Source organism: Hymenobacter qilianensis, assembly GCF_014489555.1.
Classification (GTDB): Bacteria; Bacteroidota; Bacteroidia; order Cytophagales; family Hymenobacteraceae; genus Hymenobacter; species Hymenobacter qilianensis.
This window is the reverse complement of sequence record NZ_CP060784.1, coordinates 4,200,308-4,224,223: the sequence shown is the minus strand read 5'-3', so window position 1 is coordinate 4,224,223 and position 23,916 is coordinate 4,200,308. Positions and strand designations below refer to the sequence as shown.

Here is a 23,916-nt window from a genome sequence, read left to right as displayed (position 1 = left end):
AAAAGCCCCCAGACGTCCTTATTCAGGGTCTGGAGGGCTTTTTTGTGGGCGAATTAGCTAGCTGCTCAGCGGCTGGTGAGCCAGCCTTTCCGGTAGAAGTAGATAAGCTGGCCCATCACAATAATGGCCAGAACCCCCAGCAATACGGGGTAGCCCCAGGGTTCGTAGAGTTCCGGCATATTCAGGTGATTAATGCGGCCATCAGGTGCTTCGCGCTGAAAGTTCATACCATACAGGCCTACCACAAAGCTGAGGGGAATGAAGATGCTGCTGATGATGGTCAGTACTTTCATCACCTCGTTCATCCGGTTATTCTGGTCTGACATAAACAGCTCAACGAGGCTGCTCACAGATTCACGGTAGCTCTCGGCCAGGTCAAGGCTTTGAATGGCGTGGTCGTAGCAGTCGCGGAAAAACAGCTTGATATCATCAGGTATCACGTCGTCGGGCTGACGGAGAATTTCCGCGATTTTCTCGCGCTCAGGGTACACTAAGCGCCGGAATCGGATAATATCTTTCTTGACGTGCAGAATACGGTTGAGCAGGCGTCGGTCGCCCCGCCGCCCGGTCAGAATCCGGTGTTCGAGGGTTTCGATATAGTCGCCGATGGCGGCCATAGTCGGATAGTAATGATCGAGCACCACATCGGTGAGGGCGTAGGCGAGGTAGAGAGAAGAGCGACTTTTTATCTGGCTAAAGCCTGAACGCAGCCGGTTACGGACTGCTTCCAAACAGTCTTCGTAGTCTTCCTGAAAGCTGAGGATATAGTTCGGGCCTGTGAAGATGGAAAGCTGGTCGTCGTCAATTTCCAGGAGCGGCGTAAACTCCGTCATGCGCGACACCAGAAACAACCGCCCATCATCGAGGATATCCACTTTGGCCCGCTGATAATCGCTGAGCACATCCTCCATCAGAAGCGGGTGAATATCGAAATCGGCCATCAGACGCTGCAACAGGTCCAGGTCATTGTAGCCGCGTACATCAATCCAGTGCCTGAGGTGCTGATTGGCCTGAAAGTACTGCATCAGCTCATCATAGCTGCCGTACTCTTTTTCCAGAAAGAAATCGTTGGTATACGAAATCATGAACAGGCGCGGGGCCAAAGCGTCGGCGCGAATGGTGAGCGTGCCCGGCCGCTGGCCCACAGATTGCTCCTTGGCCTGCCGCGTCGCGTCGCGGTCAGCTACGCCATTAGGATGCTCCGTCTCGAGGCTGTCGGGCGCAGGGCTAGCGGTAGGTTGCGATGAAGTGGGTTCCATGCAGCAAAAGGAAAAATGGGGCGTTTGCGGTATCTAAGGTAAGAAGGGTTAGGGTCAGATGGACCTTAGCCTGCCGATGGATCAGTTTGGTTTCGTGGCAGCATTGTTTGGTAAGTAAGGAGAACCGCGCGGTTTTACTCGTAATTTCGCGGTCTGAATTTGACGTTTCCCTTAGTGAACTTTACCACAGGCGCTGCCCAACTGCTTGCTTTCTCTACAGCTGAAGCCCAGTACGTGGTGCGGTGTGGACAAGGAATAGAACCCGCGCTGCCGCTGGCGTTTGCGTCTTTTCTGTATATGCAGCCGGCTCATCTTGGCCTGCAAAGGTCAGCGGGCCGGTATCTGGCGTTTTACCTGGAGGACCATGCCCGCGCCCAGACCGTAGCCCAGTTGCATATTTTTATCGGTGCCGATACGAGTGCGCTGGCTTACAGCCCGTACCAGGCGCCGTTTGGGGGAATACAAATGGCCCCAGTGTAACAGCGGCGGCCCTGAAGTCTTTTATGCTGGCAGTGCACGCAACGCTTGCGGAAGCAGGAGTGCAGAAGCTGCGCATACGCGCCTACCCCTTTGCCTACGACCCGGCCGGCAGCGCACTGATGACGCAGGTATTGAGTCAGCTAGGCTATAAGGTGACACTGGCTGAACTGAATAATCACTTGCCACTAGAGCAGGACTTTGAGACGCGGCTGCACCCATCGGAGCGGCGGCGCCTGGCCAAGTGTCGGCGCCACGGCTTTCACTTTGAGCAGGAACCGCTGTTTTTTCTGCCCAAAGCCTACGAGTTTCTGCGGCGCTGCCGCGAAGAAAAGGGCCAGCACCTGTCGCTTAGCGAGGAAAGGCTAACGGAGCTGTTTCGGGTGTTCCCCAACAACTACTTCCTGTTCTCAGTGCGCGACCCGATAGGTGAGTGGGCCGCAATTACGGTTGCCATTCAGGTAAACGAGCGGGTGCTGTACAACTTTTACCCCGCCAGCCCCTGACTTACAATGCGTTTAGCCCGGTAGTGTTGCTCAATGAAGGATTGCACGCTTTTGGCCGGGCCAGCAACTTGTCTCTGCTCGATCTGGGTACTTCCACGCTTCCTACTGGCTTAAATCAGTCGCTATTGCAATTCAAGCGGCATCTGGGGGGCGTTTTGAGTTTGAAGCTGACCCTGGAGTGGAAGGCCGCATAGCTGCTTTGGCAGGTTTGCTGATTTCAGAAAATTAATAGGGGTTCAGCGGGTAATATTGCACCCAGCTAACTACCAGCGCTTCTGTCATTCTCCTTCAGTGAAGCTCACGCTTTGAGTTGAAACTGTAAAACCTTGATTCGTGCGTTCCAAAATGCCCCCGGCGCTGTCCAAAATGCCCCCAGTCTGAAGCCACGGTGCTTGGGCGGTTTTTGCGCCGCTCATTGGGCTCAACGCTGGGCATTGGAGCCCGAACGGGTGGAGCCTTGCTTCTGAATAAAATGCTGGCGCTGTATGGCGGCCCCGGCGGCCTTACGCTGCTGGCGCATTTTCAGAATCTGCTAGCGCTGTTTACTACACTGCCCAATGATGGAGTGCACGTGGGCGTGGTCAAATATCTGGCGCCCTTGCGCGCCGGCTCCGGCCGCTACCGGGCTTGGTTTGGGGCCGGCATTATTCTGAATATGGTGGGCCTGCTGCTGGGCGGTCTGGCGCTGGTGCTGGCACCGGGCCCTTGGTGGGCGTATTCCGGCTGACTACTGGCTGGTTTCTGTGGTTTGTTAAAGGCATCAGTATGCTCTCGGCGCATGCCCTGCTCGGCTCCGTATTGCTGGCCGCCGGACGTCTGCGGGCCTATGTCTGGCTGACGGTGATGCTGAGTTTTCTGAGCGTAGGCGGAGTTGGGGAGCCTTAGCACTTGGCTGGCGCATTGAGCAAGTACTGCTCACGTATCTGCTGGCGCAGGGCCTTACGCTGCTGCCGACGATGGCCGTGTGTTGGCGGGCGGGCCTTTTGCCGCGAATCCGGGGCAGAGTAAGCCACGCTGCCCTGCGGGGACTGAGCCGCTTTCTGCTGATGGCGGGTAGTTTGCTTTTGTTTGGAACGGCCGTGAATTTTGCCCTGCGCGAAGTATTGATTGCACGCTTCGGCCTCGCCCAAACCGACCTCTGGCAAGCCGTAACAAAGGTTTCAGACAACTATACGATGGTATTTACGGGCTTGATGAGCAGCGTGTACTATCCTCGGCTGGCTGCGCTTAGCACCCAGCCAACCGCCCAGCGGGCATATGTGCGAACGGTGGTATTGTTGTTAGCGCCGGTGTTGGCTGTAGGGCTGGGTTTGATTTATCTGCTGCGCGACTGGCTGCTGCCTTTGCTTTTCGACGAGCGTTTTGCGGCGGCCAGCTACCTTTTTGCCCCCCAGCTTCTGGGCGACTGGCTTAAATTCCTTACCTGGCTTTTGCTGTTTCTGCTGACGGCCAAAGCGCAGGTGGGACGCTACGTGGCGGTGCAGGCGGGTTCGGCGATGCTGTATGTGACGTTGTTGCAGGGGTTGTTGCCTGCCTATGGTTTGCTGGGTGTGCCACTGGCGCACGCGGCTCGTTTTGGGGTGCTGCTGCTACTCAGTGCGGTGTACTTTCGGGCTTATCTACGGCGCAGCAACGATGGATGAGAAAAACAAAAAAGCCCCCCAGGAGGCCTTAAGCAACTCCTGTCCGCTGGTAACAATTGTTGCGCTGTGTCATAACCACGCGCCTTTCCTGCGGGAAGCGCTGGATTCCATTCTGGCCCAGACATATCCCGCGCTCGAAGTTTTTCTGGTCGATAATGGCAGCACCGACGCCAGCCCCCAGATTCTGCGCGAGTACGCGGCCGCCCATCCCGCCTGGAAGCTCACGCTGCATGCCCAAAATCTGGGTTTGTGCGCCGGCTTCAATCAGGCATTCCGGCAGTCGAGGGGGCTTTTTTGATTGATTTTGCCACCGATGATGTGCTGCTGCCCCAGCGCGTGGCGCAGCAGGTTGCGGCTTTTCAGCGTCTGCCCGCTCACTATGGCGTGGTGTATTCTGATGCGGAGCTGATCGATGAGCAGTCGCGCTTTATGCGCCACCATTTTCGGCGTACCTCGAAAGGGCTAAAGCCGCACCCGGCCTCGGGCGACGTATTTGCCGATGTGTTGGCGCGCTACTTTATCAGCACGCCCACCATGATGATGCGCCGCGCCACTCTCGACGAGCTGGGGGGCTACGATGAGACGCTCTATTATGAAGACTTTGATTTCTGGGTTCGGGCGGCTCGCAACTGGCATTTCTACTTTCTGGACGAAGTAACCACCCGCAAGCGCAAGCATCCTCAGGCCATGTCGCGCACCGCCTACTTACCCTCAGACCCCCATCTGGATTCCACTATCCAGACTTGCCGTAAGGCGCTGACTTTGTGCAAAAACCCGAAGGAAATGGCTGCCCTAGCGGTGCGCCTGCGCTGGGAAATGCGTCAAACGGTGCGCTGGGGCAATTATACGCACGCACTGGCCTTTTATGCGTTGTTGCGCCAAACGAATAAGTCGCACTTCCTCGATTGGCTACTGGCCAACTGGAGCCGCCTGCGATGCTAACTAGCGCTCATTGATATCAGCTATTAAAATTCATTTGGGAATACCGTCTTCTGTTTAATTCGGCAACAGATACAGCTCTACGCCATTGTTTTGGGAATGAAGCTTACGGCGCGGAAAACGAGCCAGCACTTGCTCAGCTGAAGCTGTTATTACCTGCGGAATCAGCTCATCGTTGCTGAGGACAGGCCTGTTAATCAGCAGCCAGATTGGCCGGCTCGGTACCTTGCGAAGCGTGTCGTAGGCCGCATAATGCTGGAAACGTAAGTTATCCGGCACCCGAAATCCATACATAATCTCGCACTTATGCAGCGAGAAGTTATCCATTAATACAACGCCCCCAGCGGCCCAGCGCAGCTCCTGCTGCATCAGTTGCTGCTGGGCAAAGTAGCCGGAGTTGCTGGGCTTAGCCATAAAGTAAGCAGGCCGAATGGCCATAATCAAGCCTACTACAGACAGCGTAGCGCCTGCAAAAAATGCGGTGTCCGGACCAAATCGCGCCATCTTTCTGCGTACGATGCCCACGGATAATAGTCCGGCAGCAAAGGCAAAAAAGCCCCCAGCAGCCCGTACACGATACTGATACTACTTCGCAGCCATGCCGCACAGCCTAATAAGCCCAAGGCTAGTAGCCAGCCGCCACGGCCGGTGCGCGCAAAATACTCTACCCCAAAGCCCGCTGCCAAACACAGCGGCGGCAGGAGAGGAGTGAGCATGCGTGGCAGCAGAGAATTAGGATTGTAGTAGCTGAGCGAGGTGCTGCCCAGCCAGTAAAAGGCCAATGAGCTGCCCGCCAACGCCAGCCAAAAGCGAGCGTCGTTGCTTAATCGGTTGCTCTTGATTGCCGCTACCAATACCAGCAGCAACACTACTCCCAGCCCTGTACCTATAAGTAGTTGAAGCGGCATATAGGTAAGGCGAGCCACAATATCGCCAGTAGAAGTGTTGCTTACTCTCCGCACCTCATTAACCGATTCAATAACGTGAAAGCGATACAGCAAATCGTGGGCAGCTGCCTGATAAACAAATAAATAGGTGACGAGCAAGAATGCTCCGGTGCTTAGTGCGCCTAGCCAGAACTTACCGTGGCGGCGATGCCATAAATCTAGCAGCAGGAGGCTCAGGTAGAAAGGAAGGTAGTAGACGATGGTTTCCTTGCTCAGTGAGGCTGCGAAGTTCAGCAGGGCAAAACCCAGTCCCCACCAAACCGGGTGCGCCTGCGCGGGGCGGCGGCCATACAGGAGCGCTGCCGCACTGTCCGCCGCAAAGAACATCAGTACATTATCGGGGTAGAGATAGATGCTGAGGTTGAGCGTGAAGTAATGCAGCCCCAGCAGTAGCATAGCCGCGCTGGCCACTACCGGATGTTGCTGACGATAAAGCAGATAGAAAATCAGGCTAGTGCCGAACGTGCAGAGCAGGGGCCAGAAGGTAGTCGTAAATATTCCGACGCCCAGCAACTTATAAAACAGCGCTACCGGCCCAAAAACCATGAGACGCTGGTGGAGCGGGGTATAGTCAAGATGGCCCGGTTCGGGAGTCAGGTCAAAAGTGCCCGTTGCGAGCTGGTGGGCGTACCGAGCATAATTGTAGTCGTCGTAATCATAAAGGCCTTCGTGCGCAAAAATGAAGAAGGCGATAGTGAAGAGACCAACAAACGCAAGCGTAAAGTGGGGCAGTAAACGAAAGGCAGGTGCAGACACGGGGGCAAGTTATCCAATGTTGGTGCGTTAACATAGGACCGGCAGAAGAATGAAATTTTGCGCCTAACTACCGCTTTGCCCTAATTTGCGCGACCATTTGGCGCCGTTGCCCTGAACCATTGCAGTATTTGTAGCGCTAACCTGATATCAAACCTTCCCCATTATTATGAAAGCTAGCATCAACGCACGCGAGGTGACTTACCAGATTGAGGGCGAAAGTGGCCAAGCCGAAGATAAAGTGCTTCTGGCTGACAGCATCGACCTTACCCGTGGTAACTCGTGGTCCGGCGCCGGCTATATGGTGGTGGAGTTTCTGCCGGCTCCCGAGCAGCAGCAGTTGCAGGCAGGCCTAGAAGCCTTGGTGCGTGAGGCGCTGGCGGCGGTGGGCCTGCCCGTAGCTGCCGATTTTCCGGTTGCCGATTACCATAAGTTGATTGGTGATGACCAACAGCGGCATCTGGCAGTTGTAAACCTGACAAAGGAGTACACGATGGAGCGGCTGCCCGTGCCGGCGGCTCTCCTGGAAGCACGGGTGTCAGAGCTGTGCGGCCACCGGGTGCAAGCCTATAATCCATGGGATCAGATGCGCCTGTTTCATCTGCGCCTGGTAAGGCCCGGCCGCTCCGATAATAATCCGCTTCACAGGGATGTGTGGCTGCCTGATTATGATGATTGCCTTAATATCTACATGCCGGTGACCGGCAGCACCGCCGACTCATCACTAAGCTTGGTTCCGGGTAGCCATTGGTGGCCCGAAAACCGCGTGGAACGCACCCAAAACGGGGCTGTGTACAATGGCGTTACCTACACGGTTCCGGCTGTCAAACATACAGTTGAGCCCTTACAGCTTATTCGTCCCAATCCCGGTCCGTCGGAGGTGTTGCTCTTTTCGCCTTATCTGCTACACGGCGGGGCCGTAAATCTTAACGCTGATGCTACCCGATTGTCCTTGGAAATGCGATTTTGGTCTGTTTAGACGACGATCAGCCCCTAGACATGAGTCTGTTTACCGGATTGGAAGCCAACGTGTAAGAGTTGTCGCTTAGGCCGATTTCTTAATTTAATCTTATAGCTGAGCCGGAGTAGAAGCGTACAGTACAAGCTTCGGTTGCCTTCAAATACTTGTATTTTTTATTTGTAATTGCCTATTATTCAGTTGCTCTATATGTCACAAATGGCCTCCATTTTTCCTTGTTAAGCAACTGCTTTATCGGGAAATTTGGATATAGATTAAATACCAGTGACACGCTTATGAAAACATCTATCTACTACCGTCGCCAAACTTACATGGTCACTTTGTTGCTGGCTGTAAGCTGTCTGCTGATGCTATTCACAAATTAGAACGGACTGAGTCCGTTGAAGCGTAAACGCAGACAGGCCTACAAAGCATTCTTATTCGCTTCTACCTAACGTAGTTACTGGCGGAGCGGCTGCCGTTTCGCCCAAATCAAGCTTATACAAACTGACTTTGCCCACTTCGGCTACCAGCTGCCGACCTGGATAGCAGGCCAATACCTCGGCCTCCGAATAGCGGATAAGCTTTCTCGTCAATTCATCGTTGGTAAGTGTGCTGCGGTTCAGGAGCAGCCACGCCTGTTGGCCCGGTATCAGGCGAACGGAATCGCGGGCGGCATAGCGGCGGAAATGAATGCCGGGGGCTTTTTATGCCCGTAATAATAGTCATAGTTGTCCACCAGATAGTCGTCGACAAATACTACACCTTGCGCCGGTGGTTGTAAGTGTTTTTTAATCAGCTTGTTCTGCTCAAAGTGAGATGATACGCTTGGCTTGGTCATGAAGTAGGCCGGCCTGACCGCTGTAGTCCCGGCCACCACCAGCAAGAGTAGCGCTGCAAAGGCATAAGTGCCGGGCCGCCGCCAGCCGGCGTGAGCAGTCGGACTGGCCAGGATTGCCATTAAACCAAAGTACAAGCTCAATCCGCCGTAAATCAGGGAAACAGAGCTGCGCGCCCAGCCTGCGTAAGCCAGCAATGCCAGCGCCAGCCAGTCGGCTCCGCGCCCCGAGCGGCTAAAGTCACGAAGCCCGAAGCCTGCTGCCAAACATAGCGGCGGCAGCAGGGGAGTAGTCATGCGCGGCAGTAATGTGATGGGGTTGTACTGGGTAAGCGAGGTGCTGCCAAACCAATAGAAAGCCAGCGTAGAACCCGCCAGCGCCAGCCAATATTTGGCATCGGAATCGGGCCAGCGGCGTTGATTTAGCAAGGCTGCACAGGCAAATAGCAAGGCGCCCCCAAGCCCCGTACCGATGAAAAAATCGAGCGGGGCAGTGGTAAGACGATAAAACAACGCCCCCCGTTTGCCGAGAATATAATTGCCTTCTTTCAAGAACTCATTGGTGCGTTCAATCAGGTGGATGCGATACAGCGCGTCGTCGGTATATACCTGATAAACGGCCAGATAACCCAGCAGTAGCACGGTGCCTACAGTGAAGGCTGTCAGCCAAAACTGTCGGTTGCGCTGGCGCCACCCATCGAGTAAAAGCACGCCCACATAAAATGGCAGATAGTATACAATCGTCTCCTTGCTGAGCAAGGCCGCGAAGTTGAGTACAGCAAAAAAAGCCCCCACAGGCCTCCCGCAACCTGTCCCTCACGCCTTCCGATAAGTAGCGCAGATGCACAGCATATACACCAGATCATCAGTATATTATCTGGGTACAGGTAATTTGTGAGATTAAGGGTAAAGTAATGCAGTCCCAGCAGCACCATGGCACCCGCCGCTACTATAGGTTCGCGCTTTCCATACAAAAGCCAAAGCACTAGTGCGCACCCCAGCGTAGCCAGCAGCGGCCACAGAGTAGTCGTAATAATGTTGATGCCAAAGGCTTTGTACAGCAGGGCAACGGGCCCAAAAATCACGGGCCTTTCGCGTAGCGGATCAACGAGCAAACCCTCAGGATCGGGCGCTAGATGGAAGGTGCCCGTGGCTAGCTGTTGGGCATAGCGGGAATAGTAATAATCGTCGAGAGCATATAAGCCTTCGTGCGTCAGGAAAAAGTAGGCAACGGTAAACAGCCCCACAAACAGGAGCGTGAGGAAAGCCAGACGAACGAACGGACGAGTATTCACGGCCGCAAGGTAGGCAGCGCCGCGCATGACCTGCTAACTTAACTCTCGGCGCTGCCTACCTTGCAGGCATGAACACCGCTACCGTGGGGGCTTTTTTCGGGTACTACTGCTGCCGCTGCTCTTGCTGGCACTGTCCATTGGCGGGCTGGGCGCCTACTACGAAACCAACGACGACCTCATTATCACGCAGTTGCTGCGTGGTGTTACGGCGGCTGCTCCCGTCACGGATCTGCACCTTTATTTCCACGGCTTTGCCCGATATTGGCTGCCTTATATGCGCAGTTTCCGGCAGTGCCGTGGTATGGTTTGTCGCTTTACGCTTTGCTCTACACGGCTCTGGTTTTGCTTTTCGCAGTGCTTAACCGGCTTCTGGCTGCTTGCCTGACAGCGTGGCAAATAACCTCACTCCTGATCCTCTTTTTTTGCTTGGTATTCATTGAGAATAGTCTGTGGTTCAACTACATGCGCGTGCCGTTGCTGCTCGCCGGAGCCGGGGGCTTTTTGCCGCCCAGCGCAACCACCGAAGCGGGGCTATAGCAGTCGGAATACTGGCTTTTGGATTAGCCTGGCTGATCCGGCCCAGCGCGGCCGTGCTGGGACTGCTGGTAGCGGTGCCGGGTGGGGTGTGGCTGGGCCAGCGCCGGGGGGCCTACGTGCTGGCTGCGGCGTTGCTGGTGGCAGGAGTGGGGGGCATTTTTCTCACGCTTACTCGCTCGCCTGAAGCCACACGCTTTCGCGTTCTGGATGTGCTAAAGTCCAACCTCAACGACTTTCAACTCTACCAGCCGCAGCCAAAAACCGTTCACGATACGCTTGGTGTGCAGGCCGTTAGCCACTGGATTCTTAGCGACTCCGCTCTGGTAAACGAAGCTTTTTTCCAGCGAACCGTTCCCCAAAACACTGACTACTTTCTGCGTGAATCGGCGCCGGCTAAGCTGGCTACTCTAGGAAGGCTGGTTGTGCGCGACTACTTCCCACTGCTCCTGCTGAATGCGCTCATTTATGCGAGTCTGTTGCGCAGTCCCCCGACTCGCGGCCGGCTTGCTTTCTGGCTGACTCAGCTTGGCTTTGGCTTGCTGATCCTTGGCATAGGAGTAGCGCTAAAGCTGCCGCCGCGTCTGGGGCTGCCGCTTTTCACGCTGTTCACCCTTGGCAATGTCGCTTATTGGCTGCGACTAACCATTGCTGCGCGAGTGCCATTTCCACGTTTGGCGGTGAGCATATTGGTTGTAGCAACAGGAGTTTACGGCTACAAAACACTTCACAGAAAGCAGCTGCTGGCCGCTGAGCGCTTCCACCACGAAGCTTACCTCGCCGCGCTGAACCGCGCCACGGCTGGGGGGCAAATGCTGGTGACGGCGAACCTGGAAGTGGCGTATAAGTCCTTGTCTCCCTTCCAGGTATATGAACTGCCGGGGCGGCAGCTGCCGCTTACGGGTTGGGCCACGCTTCACCCTTCGTTGCCTAGGCTTCGGCAAAAGCTTACTGGTACACGCGACTTCAGCGCCAGCTTATATCGGTTGGCCAATAAGCCCGGTGTGCAGTGGGTTTTAGCCCCCGAAGTCGTACCGTTTCTGCACCGATATTCTCAGCATTCCGGCCCGTCAGAGAGGCTTGGCCTGACGTTCACTCTCCTCAATAGGATAACGGCGGACTCTACCCTGCCCCAGCTTTACGAAGTGCGGCCCAGAATTATAGAAAAGCCGCAAAAGCCAAAATTTTGTAATAGCCCTAGAATAGCTATATAACGTATTTGAGAAATGGGAATGCCTACATTTGGCTTTCCGATCCCTTTTACTTACTACCCCTACGTCATGCTCGCAACCGTAACCTCCCGCGGGGAGGTGCTTCAGCATCTGGAATCCTTCTTACGGGAAAATATGGGCACCTTCCTCAAAAAAGTGGAAGACAGCTGGCAGCCCTCCGATTTCCTGCCCGACTCCCGCCTCGATACGTTTTTTGACGAAGTAAAGCTCATGCGTGAGCGCGCCAAAGAACTCAGCTACGACCTGTTGGCTGTGCTTATTGGTGATACCATTACGGAAGAAGCTCTCCCCAATTATGAAGCCTGGTTTCACCAGCTCGACGACCTCAACCGCGACCCCAACAACGGCTGGGCCCAGTGGATTCGGGGCTGGACAGCGGAAGAAAACCGCCACGGTGACTTGCTGAACCGTTACCTGTACTTATCTGGCCGCGTAAACATGCGTGAGTTTGAGGTAAGCACGCAGTATCTGATTGCCGACGGCTTTGACCTCGGCACCGCCCACGATCCTTATCGGGCCTTTATTTATACAAGCTACCAGGAAGCTGCCACCAACCTCTCGCACCGCCGTGTAGGTACGCTGGCCCGCAAGGCTGGTGATGATCAGCTCTCCAAGCTTTGTGGTATGATTGCCGGCGACGAATCGCGCCACGCCCGTGTGTATCAGACGTTTGTCGATAAGATTTTCGAAGTTGACCCATCCGAAATGATGCTGGCCTTCGAGGATATGATGCGCAAAAAGATTGTGATGCCGGCCCACTACATGCGTGAGATGGGCGTGGATATGGGGAAAACCTTCGGCCATTTCACCGACGCCGCCCAACGCCTCGGTGTATACACCAGCCAGGACTACACCGACATTCTGGAAGGCCTCATCACTACTTGGAAAATCGACCAGATTACCGGCCTTAATGGTCAGGCAGAAAAGGCCCGCGAGTATATCATGGCGCTGCCCAACCGCCTGCGCCGCGTAGCCGACCGCATGCCCGTCCCGAAGCTGGAATACAAGTTTAAGTGGATTGAGTAATCCGTAAGCACTACTAAAAAAGCCCGCCAGGAATGTTTCTGGGGGCTTTTTTGTGATAATAAGTTTCTTAATGAAACAGCCCCGGCGAGGCTATCAACGCATTCGGGTGAACCCTTGCTGCTTCCCAACCTACTAATGCCACTTTGCGAGTCGCGCCCCAGCGGTATTGGCCCAGTTCGCCGGTCTGTCGAATGACGCGGTGGCAAGGGATAAGGTAGCTGATAGGATTGTCGCCTACAGCCGTACCCACGGCCCGCACGGCTCGCTCGTGGCCGGCTACGCGGGCAAGTTGGGAGTAGGTGGTAAGCTGGCCTTCCGGAATATGCAATAGCGCAGCCCACACTTTGAACTGAAAAGGCGTGCCTTTCAGGTGCATTGTAAAGCGCTCAGTGGGAGAGAAGGCGCCGTTGAAAAACCGTGCTACCTGCTCGTGAACACCCGTTGCCTGAGCAGCAAGTGTGGCTTGAGGCCACTCCTGACGCAGCTCAGCTACCGCCGCCTCATCGGTTTCGGGGAATACCAGCTTACAGATGCCTTTGGAGGTAGTTGCTACCAAGTAGCGGCCGAAAGGACTGTCGCCGAAGCTGTAGTCGATATGCAGATCGGCGCCGCCCTGGCGGTATTCACCGGGTGTCATAGCCTCCAGATTTACAAATAAATCGTGGAGCCGGCCGGGACCTGATAGGCCGGTTTCGTAGGCTGCGTCGGCCACGGAAAGCTGCTGCCGCAACAGCGTTTTGGCATGGTCGAGGCTAAGATATTGCAGAAACTTCTTCGGCGACACGCCGGCCCACTCCTGAAACTTGCGCTGAAAGTGAAACGGGCTCCAGTGCGCCTGTCGGGCCATTTCCTCCAGGTCGGGCTGAGCCTGAAAGTGAGTGCGGGCGTAAGCAATGGCCGCCGCGATGCGTTCGTAATCCGTCATCGGAAAGTAGCTGAGATGGTAGCCAAATGTACTACCATGCCCGCGTCGCTGCCACCCGAAACTTGCGGTCTTTCCAACAAAAAGCCCCCACAAGCCAGCTAATAGCTCGTGGGGGGCTTTTTCTGAAATTCAGAACTTACTGTGCTTGCGCGGGCGCATCATTGAAACCAGCCACCGACAGCGCCATGCCGGGTTCCATGGTGTAAGTAACCGTCCGAATGCCACCGGAAGGCGTACTGTTCGGGTCATCGGGGCGATATACGGGGAAGGAGCGTAGCAGCTGTCTGCCTTCCACCCGAAACTCATCATGACCCATATAGCCCGCAGCGGCCGGGCCGCTCAGCTCTGGTAGATTTAGGGGCCTATGGCCTTGATTCATAAACTCGTAGCCTACCAAACGGCTATAAGAGCCGCTGCCCGCTCCGGCCACGAAGACGAACAGCTCAGGATACTTATCGTCGTTGAGATTGGTGGCTACCGCGTCGCTTACTTGGCCCTCAATCGGAACGGACGTCTTAAACAACTCGCGGTTATCCTTGGCGGCGGTCAGGGAAAGCGTGCGACTAGTGCCGGTGCCGGTTGTTTGCACGCTAAAGCGATAGTCGTCTTGGGCAACTTCTTTCTGAAAACTGATAGGCACCGTGGCCTCCGCACTAGGTGCGGTCGGATTAGCGCCTTCAGTGGCCGTGCGCTGACTGTCACAGCCACTGCCTGCAACAGCTACTCCCACTAAAAAGCCCCCAGAAGACCCTGAAAAGAATACTGCTTCATAACGAATTCCGTTGATGACGTAATCTGCCAGCCTATCTCGGCTAACCTCATTTCTCAAACGGTCGGAAGCGGTCCAGGTTGCGCTGGGGGGATTTTTTGGGTAGTTAGGGCTGCACCTGCACGCCTTTCCAGAACGCTACCCGACCCTCAATCTGCTTGGCGGCGTCTTTGGGCTCGGGATAATACCAAGCAGCGTCTTTGTTCAGCTCCCCGTTTACGCGCACGGAATAATAGCTGGCGCGGCCCTTCCAGGGGCAGGTAGTATGGGCGATGCTATCCTCAAAAAACTCGCGCTTAATCGAATCGGCGGGGAAATAGTGGTTATTCTCAACAACAACCGTATCGTTGCTTTCGGCCAGGACGGTATTATTCCAGATGGCTTTCATAGGAAGTGAAATTGAGTAGAGATAGATCTGAAGATGTTTTTACGGGCGTCGCACGCTGATTGTGACGCCATTGCAATACAAACAAGCGCCAGCGTTGTTCAACACGCAAATGTGCAGCGCGGGGTGTTTCGGCAAAGCTGTAACTTGCTTGTGGCGCATCGGATGAACATTGCCGCCCGCGCCGTTGTTCTTAAGCCTCAATCCCCCTTCCTATGGCTGCTGGTTTTCGCTTCCGGGACTTCGTGCCCGATGAATCGCCTGAAAAAGGCTTCGATTCTTTATTCAAGTTATTTATGCAACTGGTCACTATCACGTCTGGCGACGTGGCAGAGGCCCTTTCCTGGCTTTCCCAACTCGACAAGCAATATGGCCTAACCGACGGCGAGTACGGCATCGGCAACTTCATTGATGACCTGAAAACAAAGGGCTACATCGATGAAAACGAGCAGGAGAGGGGTGCTTTTAAGATTACGCCCAAAACCGAGCAGGGCATTCGGAAGTCGGCGCTGGAAGAGATTTTCGGCAAGCTTAAAAAGAGCAACACTGGCAATCACCGCACGCCCCACACCGGCCAGGGTGACGAGCAGAGCACCGATATGCGCGAGTTCCGCTTCGGCGACTCACTCGATCAGATTTCGATGACCGAGAGCATCCGCAACGCCCAGCTAAATCACGGTCTCACCGATGATTTTATGCTGGCTGAGGGCGACTTAGAAGTGCGCGAGAATGAGCATAAGTCGCAGACTAGTACAGTGCTCATGATCGATATCTCGCACTCCATGATTCTGTATGGTGAGGACCGCATCACGCCCGCCAAAAAGGTGGCGATGGCTTTAGCCGAGCTGGTAAAACAGAAGTATCCCAAAGACTTCCTCGACGTTATCGTGTTCGGTAACGACGCCTGGGAAATTAAAGTGAAGGATTTGCCTTACCTCGAAGTCGGCCCTTATCACACCAACACCGTAGCTGGCCTAGAGTTGGCCATGGATCTGCTGCGCAAGCGAAAAACGGCTAACAAGCAGATCTTTATGATAACGGACGGTAAGCCTACCTGCCTGAAAGAAGGCAACGGCTACTACAAAAACAGCTTCGGCCTCGACCGCAAAGTCGTAAACAAAACCCTGAACCTTGCTGCCGCTGCCCGCCGCCTGAAAATTCCGATTACCACCTTCATGATTGCTTCTGACCCGTATTTGCAGCAATTCGTGAACGAGTTCACAGAAGTGAACCAAGGCAAAGCGTACTTCAGTGGCTTGAAAGGCCTTGGTCACCTGATTTTCGAAGACTACAAGAAGAACCGTCGTAAGTCGCTGTAGAGCGCCCGAACAACAAGCTCCATTCCTGAGTTGAGGAGGGAGTTACCAATTCTTCTTGTATCATAATTTTTATTCTCGCAATATCTTCCCCCTTATATGGCTTACGCCCAGCTTTCTTCTCCAGAACTTCAACAAATTACTACCCTCGGTGCCCTAAAAAAATCCGGCTATAAGTCGCGCTCGGTTAAGCAAGAGCTGCGCGATAACTTGATTACCAAACTGCAAAGTAAGGAAGAGGTGTTTCCCGGCATTTTTGGCTACGAGGAAACTGTGATTCCAGACTTGCAGCGGGCAATTCTGAGCATGCATCACATCAATCTGCTGGGATTGCGTGGTCAGGCCAAAACCCGCATTGCCCGCCTGATGGTGGACCTGCTCGACGAGTATATTCCGGTGGTAGAAGGCTCAGAGCTGAACGACGACCCGTTGCAGCCCTTGTCCATTTTTGCTAAAAATCTGATTGCCGAGAGAGGCGATGATACGCCCGTATCGTGGATGCATCGCTCGGACCGCTACACCGAGAAGCTGGCGACGCCGGACGTATCGGTAGCTGACCTTATCGGCGACGCCGACCCGATTAAAGCAGCCACGCTGAAGCTGCCGTACTCCGATGAGCGCGTGATTCATTTTGGCTTGATTCCGCGCTCACACCGTGGCATTTTCGTCATCAACGAATTGCCCGACTTGCAGGCTCGGATTCAGGTATCGCTCTTCAATATTTTGCAGGAAGGCGACATCCAGATTCGCGGCTTCAAAGTGCGCCTGCCGCTGGATATTCAATTTGTGTTTACGGCCAACCCTGAGGACTACACCAATCGCGGTTCCATCGTGACGCCGCTCAAGGACCGTATTGACTCCCAGATTATTACGCACTATCCGAAGTCGATTGAAATCGGCAAGCGTATTACCCGCCAGGAAGCCCGTATTAAGCCCGCGCAAGAAGGCTTGGTGACTACCAACGAGTTGGTGCGCGACCTTGTTGAGCAGGTGGCCGTTGAAGCTCGTGGTTCTGAGTTCGTGGATGCCAAGAGTGGTGTATCGGCTCGCCTGACTATTGCCGCCTACGAAAGCCTGATAAGCGCAGCGGAGCGCCGGGCGCTGATTAACGGCGAGAAGAAAACCTACGTACGCATCGCCGACTTCATGGCGGCTGTGCCCGCCCTAACCGGCAAAGTGGAACTGGTGTACGAAGGCGAGCAGGAGGGAGCCGGCCTGGTGGCTGAAAAGCTGATGGGCAAAGCCATCCGTACGTACTTCCTGAACTACTTCCCCGATCCGGACAAGCAAAAGAAAAAGAAGACCATTCCGAACCCGTACAAAACGGTGCAGGACTGGTTTGGCAGCGGCAACACCGTCGATGTACTCAACGATTCAGCTGATAAGGAATATCGGAAGTCGCTGGATGAGGTGCCTGGCTTGCGTGATATTGTGGCATTCCTGCATCCTAATGAGGACAAAGACACGACCTATTTTCTGATGGAGTTCTGTCTGCACGGCCTGGCTGAGCACAGCCTGATTTCGCGCAACCGCGTAACGGCCGGCACGCAGTTCAAGGACCTGCTCAGCTCCATGTTCACCATGCCTAGCTTCGGCGGCGATGAAGACGAGGACGAGGAAGAAGAGAAGCCGCGCCGTCGTCGGTAAGTCTATTTTGTATCGACTACTAAGTAAAAAAGCCCCCAGACGACGTCTGGGGGGCTTTTTTTATGAATGGAAGCTAATTGAGTTACATGTTACGGGCCTTGGCCTCGTTTTTCGCTGCCTTCAGGCGCAGCTTACGAGCCTCCAGCTCCTGCTTCTCGCTTTTGGCGCGCAGCTCCGCTTCGTTCGCGATACGCTCTTGCTCTTCTACTCGGCGCTCCATCTCCTGCACCTGTGGGTCGGAGGAAGTGCCGCCGCTGATTAAAGTGCAGCTCATAGCCAAGGGTAATGAAAGAAGTAGTATGCCTCGTTGTATGTTGGTTCTGAACATCATAGTATAGGTATTTTATGTACTACTATGCTTACGGGCTAGCTTTATAAATTGTTCATAATACGCTTGTTACAGCGTGCTGCAAGTCTGCTTTTTGTAACCAATGCACTTAGCACGGTTAACCAAAAAAGGCAGCCTATGTAGAACATAAGCTGCCTTTTCAGACGCAATTCCTGTTATCGGTTATGGTTTAACTTCAAAAGCGAGGAATTGAGAAATCTGGGCATTGCTAAAGTTGTCATCGGATACCATAATCAGGGAACGGTTGCCATTGGGCAGTTTCGGACCGAAAGTCATTCCTTCCAGATTGTCGATCCGACGGATGCCGGTGGACGCTACGTCGAGCAGCAGGCGCTTGCGCACGGGCCTGTAGTTCGTCCCTTGCAGAGAATTGAGGCCTGAGATATTGGTGGCACCGGCCAGCTCAACCTCGTAGATCTTCACCGAATAATCGGGCGTTGCGCCCACGGCAAACGACCTTTCCATCACCAGCAATTTCTTGTCCGAGAGGGTAAGTACTTCCACTATTCCATTGAGGCGGAATTGGTTGGAGGGGTTGGGCGCCTGGTGTACTGCATCGAGCTGGTAGGCGTACTGGGCGATGGGCTGACGGGTGGCTTTGTTGTACTGCACGATGCGAGTAGGCGAATTGGCTACGCCCACGTCGGCGCGGGGACCGTCTTCGTACAGCGGCTCTTCCTGAGCTGCAAATAGGTAGCGGCCATCGGCCGTAAGGTCGAAGCCCTCGAAGCTGCCATTGGAGCGGGTACCATTTTCGGTGGCCTGAATGCGGAACAACGATGGGATGCTAAAGTCGGTCACATAGGAGCCATCAAGGTTGGCCTCGCGCAGGAAAGGCTGATTGAGCGTAGGGGGCGTGAGAGTCACGTTACGAATGCCCTCACTCGACCAGATAATGCGCATCGTGGTAGGGTCGTAACGGATACCCTCCGGGTCAATGGCGTTGTTGCGGTCGGCGGCGAGGCTGGGGAAATTGGTGCCGTCGGGCCGCTTCAGCGTAGTAACGCTCGTGAACGTGACACTGGAGAATTGATTCTGGTTGAAATTGAGATTGGCCGTGTAATACCGAACGGGCTGTAGCGCGGAGGCATCGTCGCACATAATGTAGTAGGAGCCATTATCCGGGCGGTAATCGATGCTGGAAAAGCCCCCAGCGTAGTGCCATTAAAGGTTTGGCCAAAGGGTACAATCTGCTCCCCGATAAAGCGGAGCGACGTAACCTGAATAGGCTTGTTGATGACAAACGGGTTGCCGCTATCTTCGTTGCAGGCTGCCAGAAAGGCAAGCGAGCAGCAAGCGGCTATGCGCGTAAGATGTTTCATAGAGGAGTTTGGTTTAGTGGGTGAAGAGTAAAGAACGGCATTAACCAGCTTAGGTCAGTTATGGAAACGTTACATTTTTTCTTGGTTTGCTTCAGTTGATTCAAAAGCTGGATTTAGCAGCTCCATACCCTTCATTACCACACGGGTAATGGCAGCCTTCCGACTTGTATGAGCAAAGAAAAAGCGGGCCTGCAACCGAGCAGGCCCGCTTTCGCACCATGAAAACGTCAGCTCACATGGTGGATGCCGGAAACTGATGACACCCGCTTTGCCTGACTACTTGCAGCGCGTCATCAAATGAGGCTGAAAGCGCGCTGCCCGACTTCTTCTGGCAAAAAGGGCAGGCGTGCATGTCGCCGTCGGTGTCTACGTAGAGGAAGCGGTCGGCGGCGCCGCTACAGCCCATGCGCCGCTGGTGGTAGCCGTAGTAGTGCACGATAGGCCAGCCGTGGTAGTCGCCGCTGTAGTTGAGCTTCAGGTAAAATTCGTCCAGCAGCGCTGTTTGGGCCGGGGTCAAATCAACTTCCTGCTGAGCATAATGCCCTATCGCCCGCGGCTCTAGCACATGAATAAACGTGACCCCCAGTTGCTTCGCCATCGTTGCGTATGCCATCAGGTTGGCGGCGGTGGTGAACGACTGAGTGGCGCACAGCGTCAGGGCGACTACCAATCCGGCTTCCTTGGCGTTAACCACCGCCTGAATGGCTAGCTCATACGCATCAGCTACCCCCGAAACGCATTGTGCCGTGCGGGCTCATGATGATCGAGACTGATGGAAACGCCCGTCAGGCCGGCTTGCCTGAGGTGCTGTGCATTAGCGGAAGTGAAGTTGAAGCCGGAGGTGAATACCCAGAAGTCGGTGCCGGAGCTGGCCGTGCGCAGCACCTCCAGCATGTCGTTGATGCGCACCATGGGCTCGCCGCCGCTGAAAAAAATCTGGGTGACGCCGCGGGTTTGAAAGTTGGCTACCATCGTGCGCAAATCGGCCAAAGACAGCTTCTCCCGCTGATTCAAGGCATTCCACTCAAAGCAATGCTCGCAGGCCAGGGGGCATTTTTTGGTGATGGCCAGAAACACCATCTGCACGGCGTTCTGCGTGGGGCGGAAAGGCACCAAGCGGTTGAGCGTGGTGGCTATGTAGCTGTTGAAAGCGGCCGATGGCCAGCCGGGCTTCTGGAATTCCTGGTAGTAGCGCCCGGCCACGTAGGCTACCTTCTGCACCTGATACTCACCGTAGTACGTTGTGCGCAGTAGCTGCACCTGTTTAGCTGCCCGAAGTATTCGGGCTGGCGTTCGCAAATACTGAAACACCAACTTTTTTTCCGCCAGACTAATCACGCCATTCAGCAAAGCCCGCCTGAGCGACGACGCAACCACCGTGGGGGGCAAATTTGGCAAGTCAACGGAAAGCGGCGCTGTGGCGGCCGGCGCGGGAACGGCATCCAGGAAGTTCAGCTCAGGAATAAGGGTTGATTCCATGGTACTTACGGATTGACTAAGGCCAGATTCATTTCCTGCTGCGACTCCTGATACTTTTCCTTCGAGAACTCAATAAAGCGACCCGGTCGGCGGAAAGCGTAGAGCTGGGGCAGGTTGGGCATGCCCTCGTACTGACGAATGTGCTCATAATAGCCACGCGTGTGCAAAAAAGCGGTGCTGCGCTGGCCCGCCGCGGTTGGCGTGGCTCGATACGTAAGCGTGACCTCCGTGCCGGGCTGGAGCTGGCGCAGATAGTCGTCATCTACTTTGGACAGAACCTGGCGCTGGTCGCGGCCGATTTCGTCGCGGGCCGTCGTTGGGGGGCTTTTTTCCAGGCGCACGGGCTGGTTTGGCGTAAAATCGACGGCGGCATAGTCCAGCTCCCAGAACATGAAGCCCGTTTCTATTTTCACTTGCAGCGGCCTTGAAGCCAACCCAGCCGGCACTGTAAAGGGAATGACCAGGTCGCGGGAGGCGAGGGGCCAACTGTGGGAATGTTGTCAATCAGCTCCCAGCCATGCGCGGTTCTGACAGAGATTTTGAGCGGAATGCCTTGGTCTAATGACCACTGATTCAGTTCTTCGGCGGGAACATCTTTCTGCGTGCGAGCCCATTCGTTGAACGCGCTTCCAAATTTCTTGGTGAACTCGCCGTAGAGATAATCCAGCCACAGCGAGTTCTGGGCGTGCAGCACCAGCTTGCCCGTTTTGGCTTGCGTAGGGTTATCGAAGCTAAGCACCACACTGTTTTGGGTGGCGCCCGGCGCTGCTTCGTTGAAGAGAAACACGTTGTGGTCGGTGGCGGCAAGCTGAGTCGTGTAGTTGACGCCGCGCATGGATATGGCTTTGGTTGGCGCTTGCGGCTGGGTTATAGTGTGCACATTGCCGGTCTTGTCCAGCAGCACTTGCACGTTTTCGGCGTGGTGCGCCACCCACAGCTCGGCTACATTGGTATACTGGCGCTCCCGCAGCTCATTCGTGATTTTGACCTGAAATTGCTCCCCAGTGGCCTGGATGTGGGGCAGCGGCATGTAGTCGTCGCGCTCCGATGGCGCAAAAATGGCCCCGCCGTACGCTTCTCCCACAAATTGATACTGCTCGCCATTGTGCGCGTACACAAACGGACAGGAGCTTTTAGTGAGCATGATAATAACTCCTATGAGGAGGAAAATGCCGACCCCGATGCCCGTTGCGCCAAGGATATAGGAGAGAGTGGTTTTGCCGGAATCTGCTTCCACCACATCCAGTCGGTTCATGGCCTTTAGTGGAATGCTGACTTGATCCGCTTCACCTGCCCGGAAGTCGGAGATATAAATGTGAACCAGATTAAATACCTGTTCTCTATCCCTCGATTTGTAGCGGGGTGAGGCATAGGACGTAGGCCCAACATATGGAGACAAGCTGGGCTCTACGTTTGCTTTTTTGCCAATAAGCTCCTCGCCATTGAGCTGCGGATTGTTGAGCTGCCAAACCGTGGCGCCCTGATGAATTAGAAAAATCTTGGATTCGGCCAGCCGGGTAACTGTCGTTGGGGTAATTTCCTCAGGCTTCGTACGGTAGTAGTTGCAACCCGAAACCAGGAGTAAGTGGGCGGCCAGCGCTAGCCAGCTCAGCGTGGTTGCTACCAGCCGTTGGCGAAACAGCCGCACAGCAGCAAACGCAGGAGTAGAGGGAGGAGCCATACAAGGGGAGTGAAGCGAAGAATCTGCTGGCATGCGCCGCTGAAATGCGAAGCGCTTATGCTCACCTCCAAGTAGGACATTGTAAACAGTCAAGTCAAACCAATTGTGGCGTTTATTCGACTTTGTATATGCTTTAATCGGTTCTTTAATGATATGTAAATCAACACATTGTAACGTTATAATCAGACTTCGTAATGTTTGATGCTGATGGGCGGTACAAACTAGAAGCTCACCAAAAAAAGCCCCCAGACTCAGTCCGGGGGCTTTTTTGTGTAGTTGTTTGACAGTTGGCTAAGCCTCAGTCACCACAATTTTTTGGATCTCGTCGTTGGCCTTGATCTGGTCAATAACGTCCAGACCTTCTACCACTTTGCCGAATACGGTATGCACGCGGTCGAGGTGAGCGGTGTTTTCACGCGAGTGCACGATGAAAAACTGCGAGCCACCGGTGTCTTTGCCAGCGTGGGCCATGCTCAGGATACCACGGTCGTGGTACTGGTTGTCGCCGGAGGTTTCGCACTTGATTTTGTAGCCGGGACCACCGGTTCCGGGCATGCCTTTAGCGCCCTCGCGGGTGTTAGGGTCGCCGCCTTGCACCACAAAATTGGGGATAACACGGTGAAATTTCAGGCCGTCGTAGAAGCCTTTCTGGGCGAGGTCGGTGAAGTTCTTGACAGTCTGTGGAGCATCTTTTTCAAAGAACTCGACCTTCATTACACCTTTATTGGTGTGAATCTCAGCAGTTTTCATGCGGGTAGAAAATAAATTTTTAAACACAAAGTGCAAGTCGACACTTATTAAGCTCAACTAAGCGGCGCAAAGGTAGCCAAAACATAGGGCGCGGGCGCCCACCGTTCAGCTTGCTGCGTAAGCTTAGCCATGATTACCTGTTAATCTGCTTTTTCGTTTCCTGCTTTACCACCTTACTTTCTTTTTTTCTTCAACCAAAACCCTGATCTGCTTCTTATGAAAAAGACCCTGAGAAACACCTCGTTTACGTTGCTTACCGCCACCGCCTTTGCTTTTGGCATGACGAGCTGTGGTGACAACAAAACCGCCGAGACGACCACTACCGAAACCACCGACATGGCCATGACCGATACCACGGCCATGGACCCGGCAATGGCAATGAACGACTCTTCGCGCATGGATACCTCGGGTAAAAACCTGGCGGAAAACGCCATGGCTGTGTCGCAGATAAGCACACTCACCACGGCCCTCAAGGCTGCTGGCCTCGATGACGAAGCCGCCAGCGCAGGCCCGTTCACTGTATTTGCTCCTACCAACGCTGCTTTCGAGGCTCTGCCCAAAGGCGCCCTCGATGGCCTTCTGAAGCCCGAAAGCAAAGAGAAGCTGTCGGGTATATTAACCTATCACGTAGTAAAAGGCCGCCTGATGGCCGCTGATCTGAAGGATGGCCAGCAGTTGACCACTATCCAGGGTGAAAAGCTGACCGTTAGCACGGCGGGCGGCAAAGTGACCGTAAATGGCGCCAATGTAGTACAAGCTGATGTGCTGTCTAACAACGGCGTAGCCCACGTTATTGACCAGGTATTGATGCCTACGAAGTAAGCTGGGTTACTGCTTATAGTGCAAAAAGCCCCCAGACTGAGTCTGGGGCTTTTTCTTTTTTCAA

29 protein-coding genes and 1 pseudogene are annotated in these 23,916 nt (G+C 54.6%); 15 read left to right on the top strand and 15 right to left on the bottom strand.

Translation table 11 applies throughout. From position 1 onward, the window contains the following. Nucleotides 1–65 precede the first annotated feature (65 nt). Nucleotides 66–1,259 (bottom strand): magnesium/cobalt transporter CorA, encoded by a 1,194-nt coding sequence (gene corA, locus H9L05_RS19145; protein ID WP_187732265.1) that lies wholly within the window; start codon nucleotides 1,257–1,259, stop codon nucleotides 66–68. A gap of 159 nt (nucleotides 1,260–1,418) precedes the next feature. Between corA and H9L05_RS19140 the strand changes: the two genes are divergently transcribed. The 8 genes from H9L05_RS19140 to H9L05_RS19105 all read left to right on the top strand — a co-directional run bounded on the left by H9L05_RS19140 (nucleotide 1,419) and on the right by H9L05_RS19105 (nucleotide 4,827). After that, nucleotides 1,419–1,739 carry a hypothetical protein gene (locus tag H9L05_RS19140; RefSeq protein ID WP_187732264.1) on the top strand — a complete coding sequence of 107 codons (321 nt, stop codon included), beginning with the start codon at nucleotides 1,419–1,421 and terminating at the stop codon, nucleotides 1,737–1,739. A 32-nt stretch (nucleotides 1,740–1,771) separates the two neighbouring features. Beyond that, a complete protein-coding gene (locus H9L05_RS19135) occupies nucleotides 1,772–2,242 on the top strand; it encodes a hypothetical protein (protein WP_187732263.1) in 471 nt (156 codons plus the stop codon). Nucleotides 2,243–2,265: 23 nt separating this feature from the next. After that, on the top strand, nucleotides 2,266–2,436 hold the full coding sequence (locus H9L05_RS19130) for a hypothetical protein (RefSeq protein ID WP_187732262.1): 171 nt from the start codon (nucleotides 2,266–2,268) through the stop codon (nucleotides 2,434–2,436). 209 nt (nucleotides 2,437–2,645) lie between these two features. Next, nucleotides 2,646–2,969: a hypothetical protein gene (locus H9L05_RS19125; RefSeq protein WP_187732261.1), complete on the top strand. Its 324-nt coding sequence runs from the start codon at nucleotides 2,646–2,648 to the stop codon at nucleotides 2,967–2,969. After that, on the top strand, nucleotides 2,951–3,127 hold the full coding sequence (locus tag H9L05_RS19120) for a hypothetical protein (RefSeq protein ID WP_187732260.1): 177 nt from the start codon (nucleotides 2,951–2,953) through the stop codon (nucleotides 3,125–3,127). Before H9L05_RS19125 ends, H9L05_RS19120 begins: the two co-directional genes overlap by 19 nt. A gap of 71 nt (nucleotides 3,128–3,198) precedes the next feature. Beyond that, nucleotides 3,199–3,885 carry an MATE family efflux transporter gene (locus H9L05_RS19115; protein ID WP_187732259.1) on the top strand — a complete coding sequence of 229 codons (687 nt, stop codon included), beginning with the start codon at nucleotides 3,199–3,201 and terminating at the stop codon, nucleotides 3,883–3,885. Continuing rightward, nucleotides 3,878–4,183 (top strand): glycosyltransferase family 2 protein, encoded by a 306-nt coding sequence (locus H9L05_RS25315; RefSeq protein WP_187732258.1) that lies wholly within the window; start codon nucleotides 3,878–3,880, stop codon nucleotides 4,181–4,183. The genes H9L05_RS19115 and H9L05_RS25315 overlap by 8 nt, the downstream gene beginning before the upstream one ends. Continuing rightward, the gene (locus H9L05_RS19105; protein ID WP_187732257.1) at nucleotides 4,135–4,827 is read left to right on the top strand and encodes a glycosyltransferase family protein; all 693 of its coding nucleotides are present in this window, start codon (nucleotides 4,135–4,137) and stop codon (nucleotides 4,825–4,827) included. The genes H9L05_RS25315 and H9L05_RS19105 overlap by 49 nt, the downstream gene beginning before the upstream one ends. A gap of 54 nt (nucleotides 4,828–4,881) precedes the next feature. Here the strand turns inward: H9L05_RS19105 and H9L05_RS19100 are convergent, their stop codons facing one another. Together H9L05_RS19100 and H9L05_RS19095 are read right to left on the bottom strand one after the other, a co-directional pair. Continuing rightward, nucleotides 4,882–5,262, bottom strand: a complete 381-nt coding sequence (locus H9L05_RS19100) for a hypothetical protein (RefSeq protein ID WP_187732256.1) — start codon at nucleotides 5,260–5,262, stop codon at nucleotides 4,882–4,884. A gap of 11 nt (nucleotides 5,263–5,273) precedes the next feature. Next, a complete protein-coding gene (locus H9L05_RS19095) occupies nucleotides 5,274–6,527 on the bottom strand; it encodes a glycosyltransferase family protein (protein ID WP_187732255.1) in 1,254 nt (417 codons plus the stop codon). A gap of 166 nt (nucleotides 6,528–6,693) precedes the next feature. Between H9L05_RS19095 and H9L05_RS19090 the strand changes: the two genes are divergently transcribed. Further along, on the top strand, nucleotides 6,694–7,503 hold the full coding sequence (locus tag H9L05_RS19090; protein WP_187732254.1) for a phytanoyl-CoA dioxygenase family protein: 810 nt from the start codon (nucleotides 6,694–6,696) through the stop codon (nucleotides 7,501–7,503). 631 nt (nucleotides 7,504–8,134) lie between these two features. On the opposite strand, the gene H9L05_RS19085 is transcribed toward H9L05_RS19090, so the two are convergent. Further along, nucleotides 8,135–9,037, bottom strand: coding sequence for a hypothetical protein (locus tag H9L05_RS19085; RefSeq protein WP_187732253.1), 903 nt, complete (start codon nucleotides 9,035–9,037; stop codon nucleotides 8,135–8,137). Further along, nucleotides 8,983–9,642 carry a hypothetical protein gene (locus tag H9L05_RS19080; protein WP_187732252.1) on the bottom strand — a complete coding sequence of 220 codons (660 nt, stop codon included), beginning with the start codon at nucleotides 9,640–9,642 and terminating at the stop codon, nucleotides 8,983–8,985. Before H9L05_RS19080 ends, H9L05_RS19085 begins: the two co-directional genes overlap by 55 nt. A gap of 94 nt (nucleotides 9,643–9,736) precedes the next feature. Here H9L05_RS19080 and H9L05_RS19075 point away from each other — a divergent pair, with 94 nt between their 5' ends. The 3 genes from H9L05_RS19075 (at nucleotide 9,737) to H9L05_RS19065 (ending at nucleotide 12,407) form a co-directional block, all read left to right on the top strand. Further along, nucleotides 9,737–10,000: a hypothetical protein gene (locus H9L05_RS19075; RefSeq protein ID WP_187732251.1), complete on the top strand. Its 264-nt coding sequence runs from the start codon at nucleotides 9,737–9,739 to the stop codon at nucleotides 9,998–10,000. Nucleotides 10,001–10,064: 64 nt separating this feature from the next. Then, nucleotides 10,065–11,363, top strand: a complete 1,299-nt coding sequence (locus H9L05_RS19070) for a hypothetical protein (RefSeq protein ID WP_187732250.1) — start codon at nucleotides 10,065–10,067, stop codon at nucleotides 11,361–11,363. 66 nt (nucleotides 11,364–11,429) lie between these two features. Next, nucleotides 11,430–12,407 (top strand): acyl-ACP desaturase, encoded by a 978-nt coding sequence (locus H9L05_RS19065; RefSeq protein WP_187732249.1) that lies wholly within the window; start codon nucleotides 11,430–11,432, stop codon nucleotides 12,405–12,407. A gap of 67 nt (nucleotides 12,408–12,474) precedes the next feature. Here the strand turns inward: H9L05_RS19065 and H9L05_RS19060 are convergent, their stop codons facing one another. The 3 genes from H9L05_RS19060 to H9L05_RS19050 form a co-directional block, all read right to left on the bottom strand. Further along, nucleotides 12,475–13,332 (bottom strand): bifunctional transcriptional activator/DNA repair enzyme AdaA, encoded by an 858-nt coding sequence (locus tag H9L05_RS19060; RefSeq protein WP_187732248.1) that lies wholly within the window; start codon nucleotides 13,330–13,332, stop codon nucleotides 12,475–12,477. Between the two features lie 136 nt (nucleotides 13,333–13,468). Further along, on the bottom strand, nucleotides 13,469–14,062 hold the full coding sequence (locus tag H9L05_RS19055; RefSeq protein ID WP_187732247.1) for a hypothetical protein: 594 nt from the start codon (nucleotides 14,060–14,062) through the stop codon (nucleotides 13,469–13,471). Between the two features lie 145 nt (nucleotides 14,063–14,207). Then, on the bottom strand, nucleotides 14,208–14,489 hold the full coding sequence (locus tag H9L05_RS19050; RefSeq protein ID WP_187732246.1) for a DUF427 domain-containing protein: 282 nt from the start codon (nucleotides 14,487–14,489) through the stop codon (nucleotides 14,208–14,210). 212 nt (nucleotides 14,490–14,701) lie between these two features. On the opposite strand from H9L05_RS19050, the gene H9L05_RS19045 reads away from it, so the two are divergent. After that, entirely contained in the window at nucleotides 14,702–15,805 is a 1,104-nt protein-coding gene (locus H9L05_RS19045) for a vWA domain-containing protein (protein ID WP_187732245.1), read from the top strand. A gap of 96 nt (nucleotides 15,806–15,901) precedes the next feature. Beyond that, nucleotides 15,902–17,449: a sigma 54-interacting transcriptional regulator gene (locus H9L05_RS19040; RefSeq protein ID WP_187732244.1), complete on the top strand. Its 1,548-nt coding sequence runs from the start codon at nucleotides 15,902–15,904 to the stop codon at nucleotides 17,447–17,449. A gap of 82 nt (nucleotides 17,450–17,531) precedes the next feature. Here H9L05_RS19040 and H9L05_RS19035 read toward each other — a convergent pair whose 3' ends face one another. From H9L05_RS19035 to H9L05_RS19005, 7 genes and pseudogenes are all read right to left on the bottom strand, one after another. Further along, nucleotides 17,532–17,723 carry a hypothetical protein gene (locus tag H9L05_RS19035; RefSeq protein WP_187732243.1) on the bottom strand — a complete coding sequence of 64 codons (192 nt, stop codon included), beginning with the start codon at nucleotides 17,721–17,723 and terminating at the stop codon, nucleotides 17,532–17,534. A 237-nt stretch (nucleotides 17,724–17,960) separates the two neighbouring features. Beyond that, nucleotides 17,961–18,941, bottom strand: a pseudogene (locus tag H9L05_RS19030) (esterase-like activity of phytase family protein); the annotation flags it as partial. 411 nt (nucleotides 18,942–19,352) lie between these two features. Further along, entirely contained in the window at nucleotides 19,353–19,814 is a 462-nt protein-coding gene (locus H9L05_RS19025) for a hypothetical protein (RefSeq protein ID WP_187732242.1), read from the bottom strand. 29 nt (nucleotides 19,815–19,843) lie between these two features. Beyond that, nucleotides 19,844–20,599, bottom strand: a complete 756-nt coding sequence (locus H9L05_RS19020; RefSeq protein WP_187732241.1) for a radical SAM protein — start codon at nucleotides 20,597–20,599, stop codon at nucleotides 19,844–19,846. Nucleotides 20,600–20,604: 5 nt separating this feature from the next. Beyond that, on the bottom strand, nucleotides 20,605–21,012 hold the full coding sequence (locus tag H9L05_RS19015) for a hypothetical protein (RefSeq protein ID WP_187732240.1): 408 nt from the start codon (nucleotides 21,010–21,012) through the stop codon (nucleotides 20,605–20,607). After that, complete coding sequence (locus H9L05_RS19010; RefSeq protein WP_187732239.1) at nucleotides 21,009–22,280, bottom strand: hypothetical protein; 1,272 nt, start codon at nucleotides 22,278–22,280, stop codon at nucleotides 21,009–21,011. The genes H9L05_RS19015 and H9L05_RS19010 overlap by 4 nt, the downstream gene beginning before the upstream one ends. A gap of 291 nt (nucleotides 22,281–22,571) precedes the next feature. Beyond that, entirely contained in the window at nucleotides 22,572–23,030 is a 459-nt protein-coding gene (locus tag H9L05_RS19005) for a peptidylprolyl isomerase (RefSeq protein ID WP_187732238.1), read from the bottom strand. Nucleotides 23,031–23,246: 216 nt separating this feature from the next. Between H9L05_RS19005 and H9L05_RS19000 the strand changes: the two genes are divergently transcribed. Then, a complete protein-coding gene (locus tag H9L05_RS19000; RefSeq protein ID WP_187732237.1) occupies nucleotides 23,247–23,852 on the top strand; it encodes a fasciclin domain-containing protein in 606 nt (201 codons plus the stop codon). The last annotated feature ends 64 nt before the right edge of the window (nucleotides 23,853–23,916 follow it).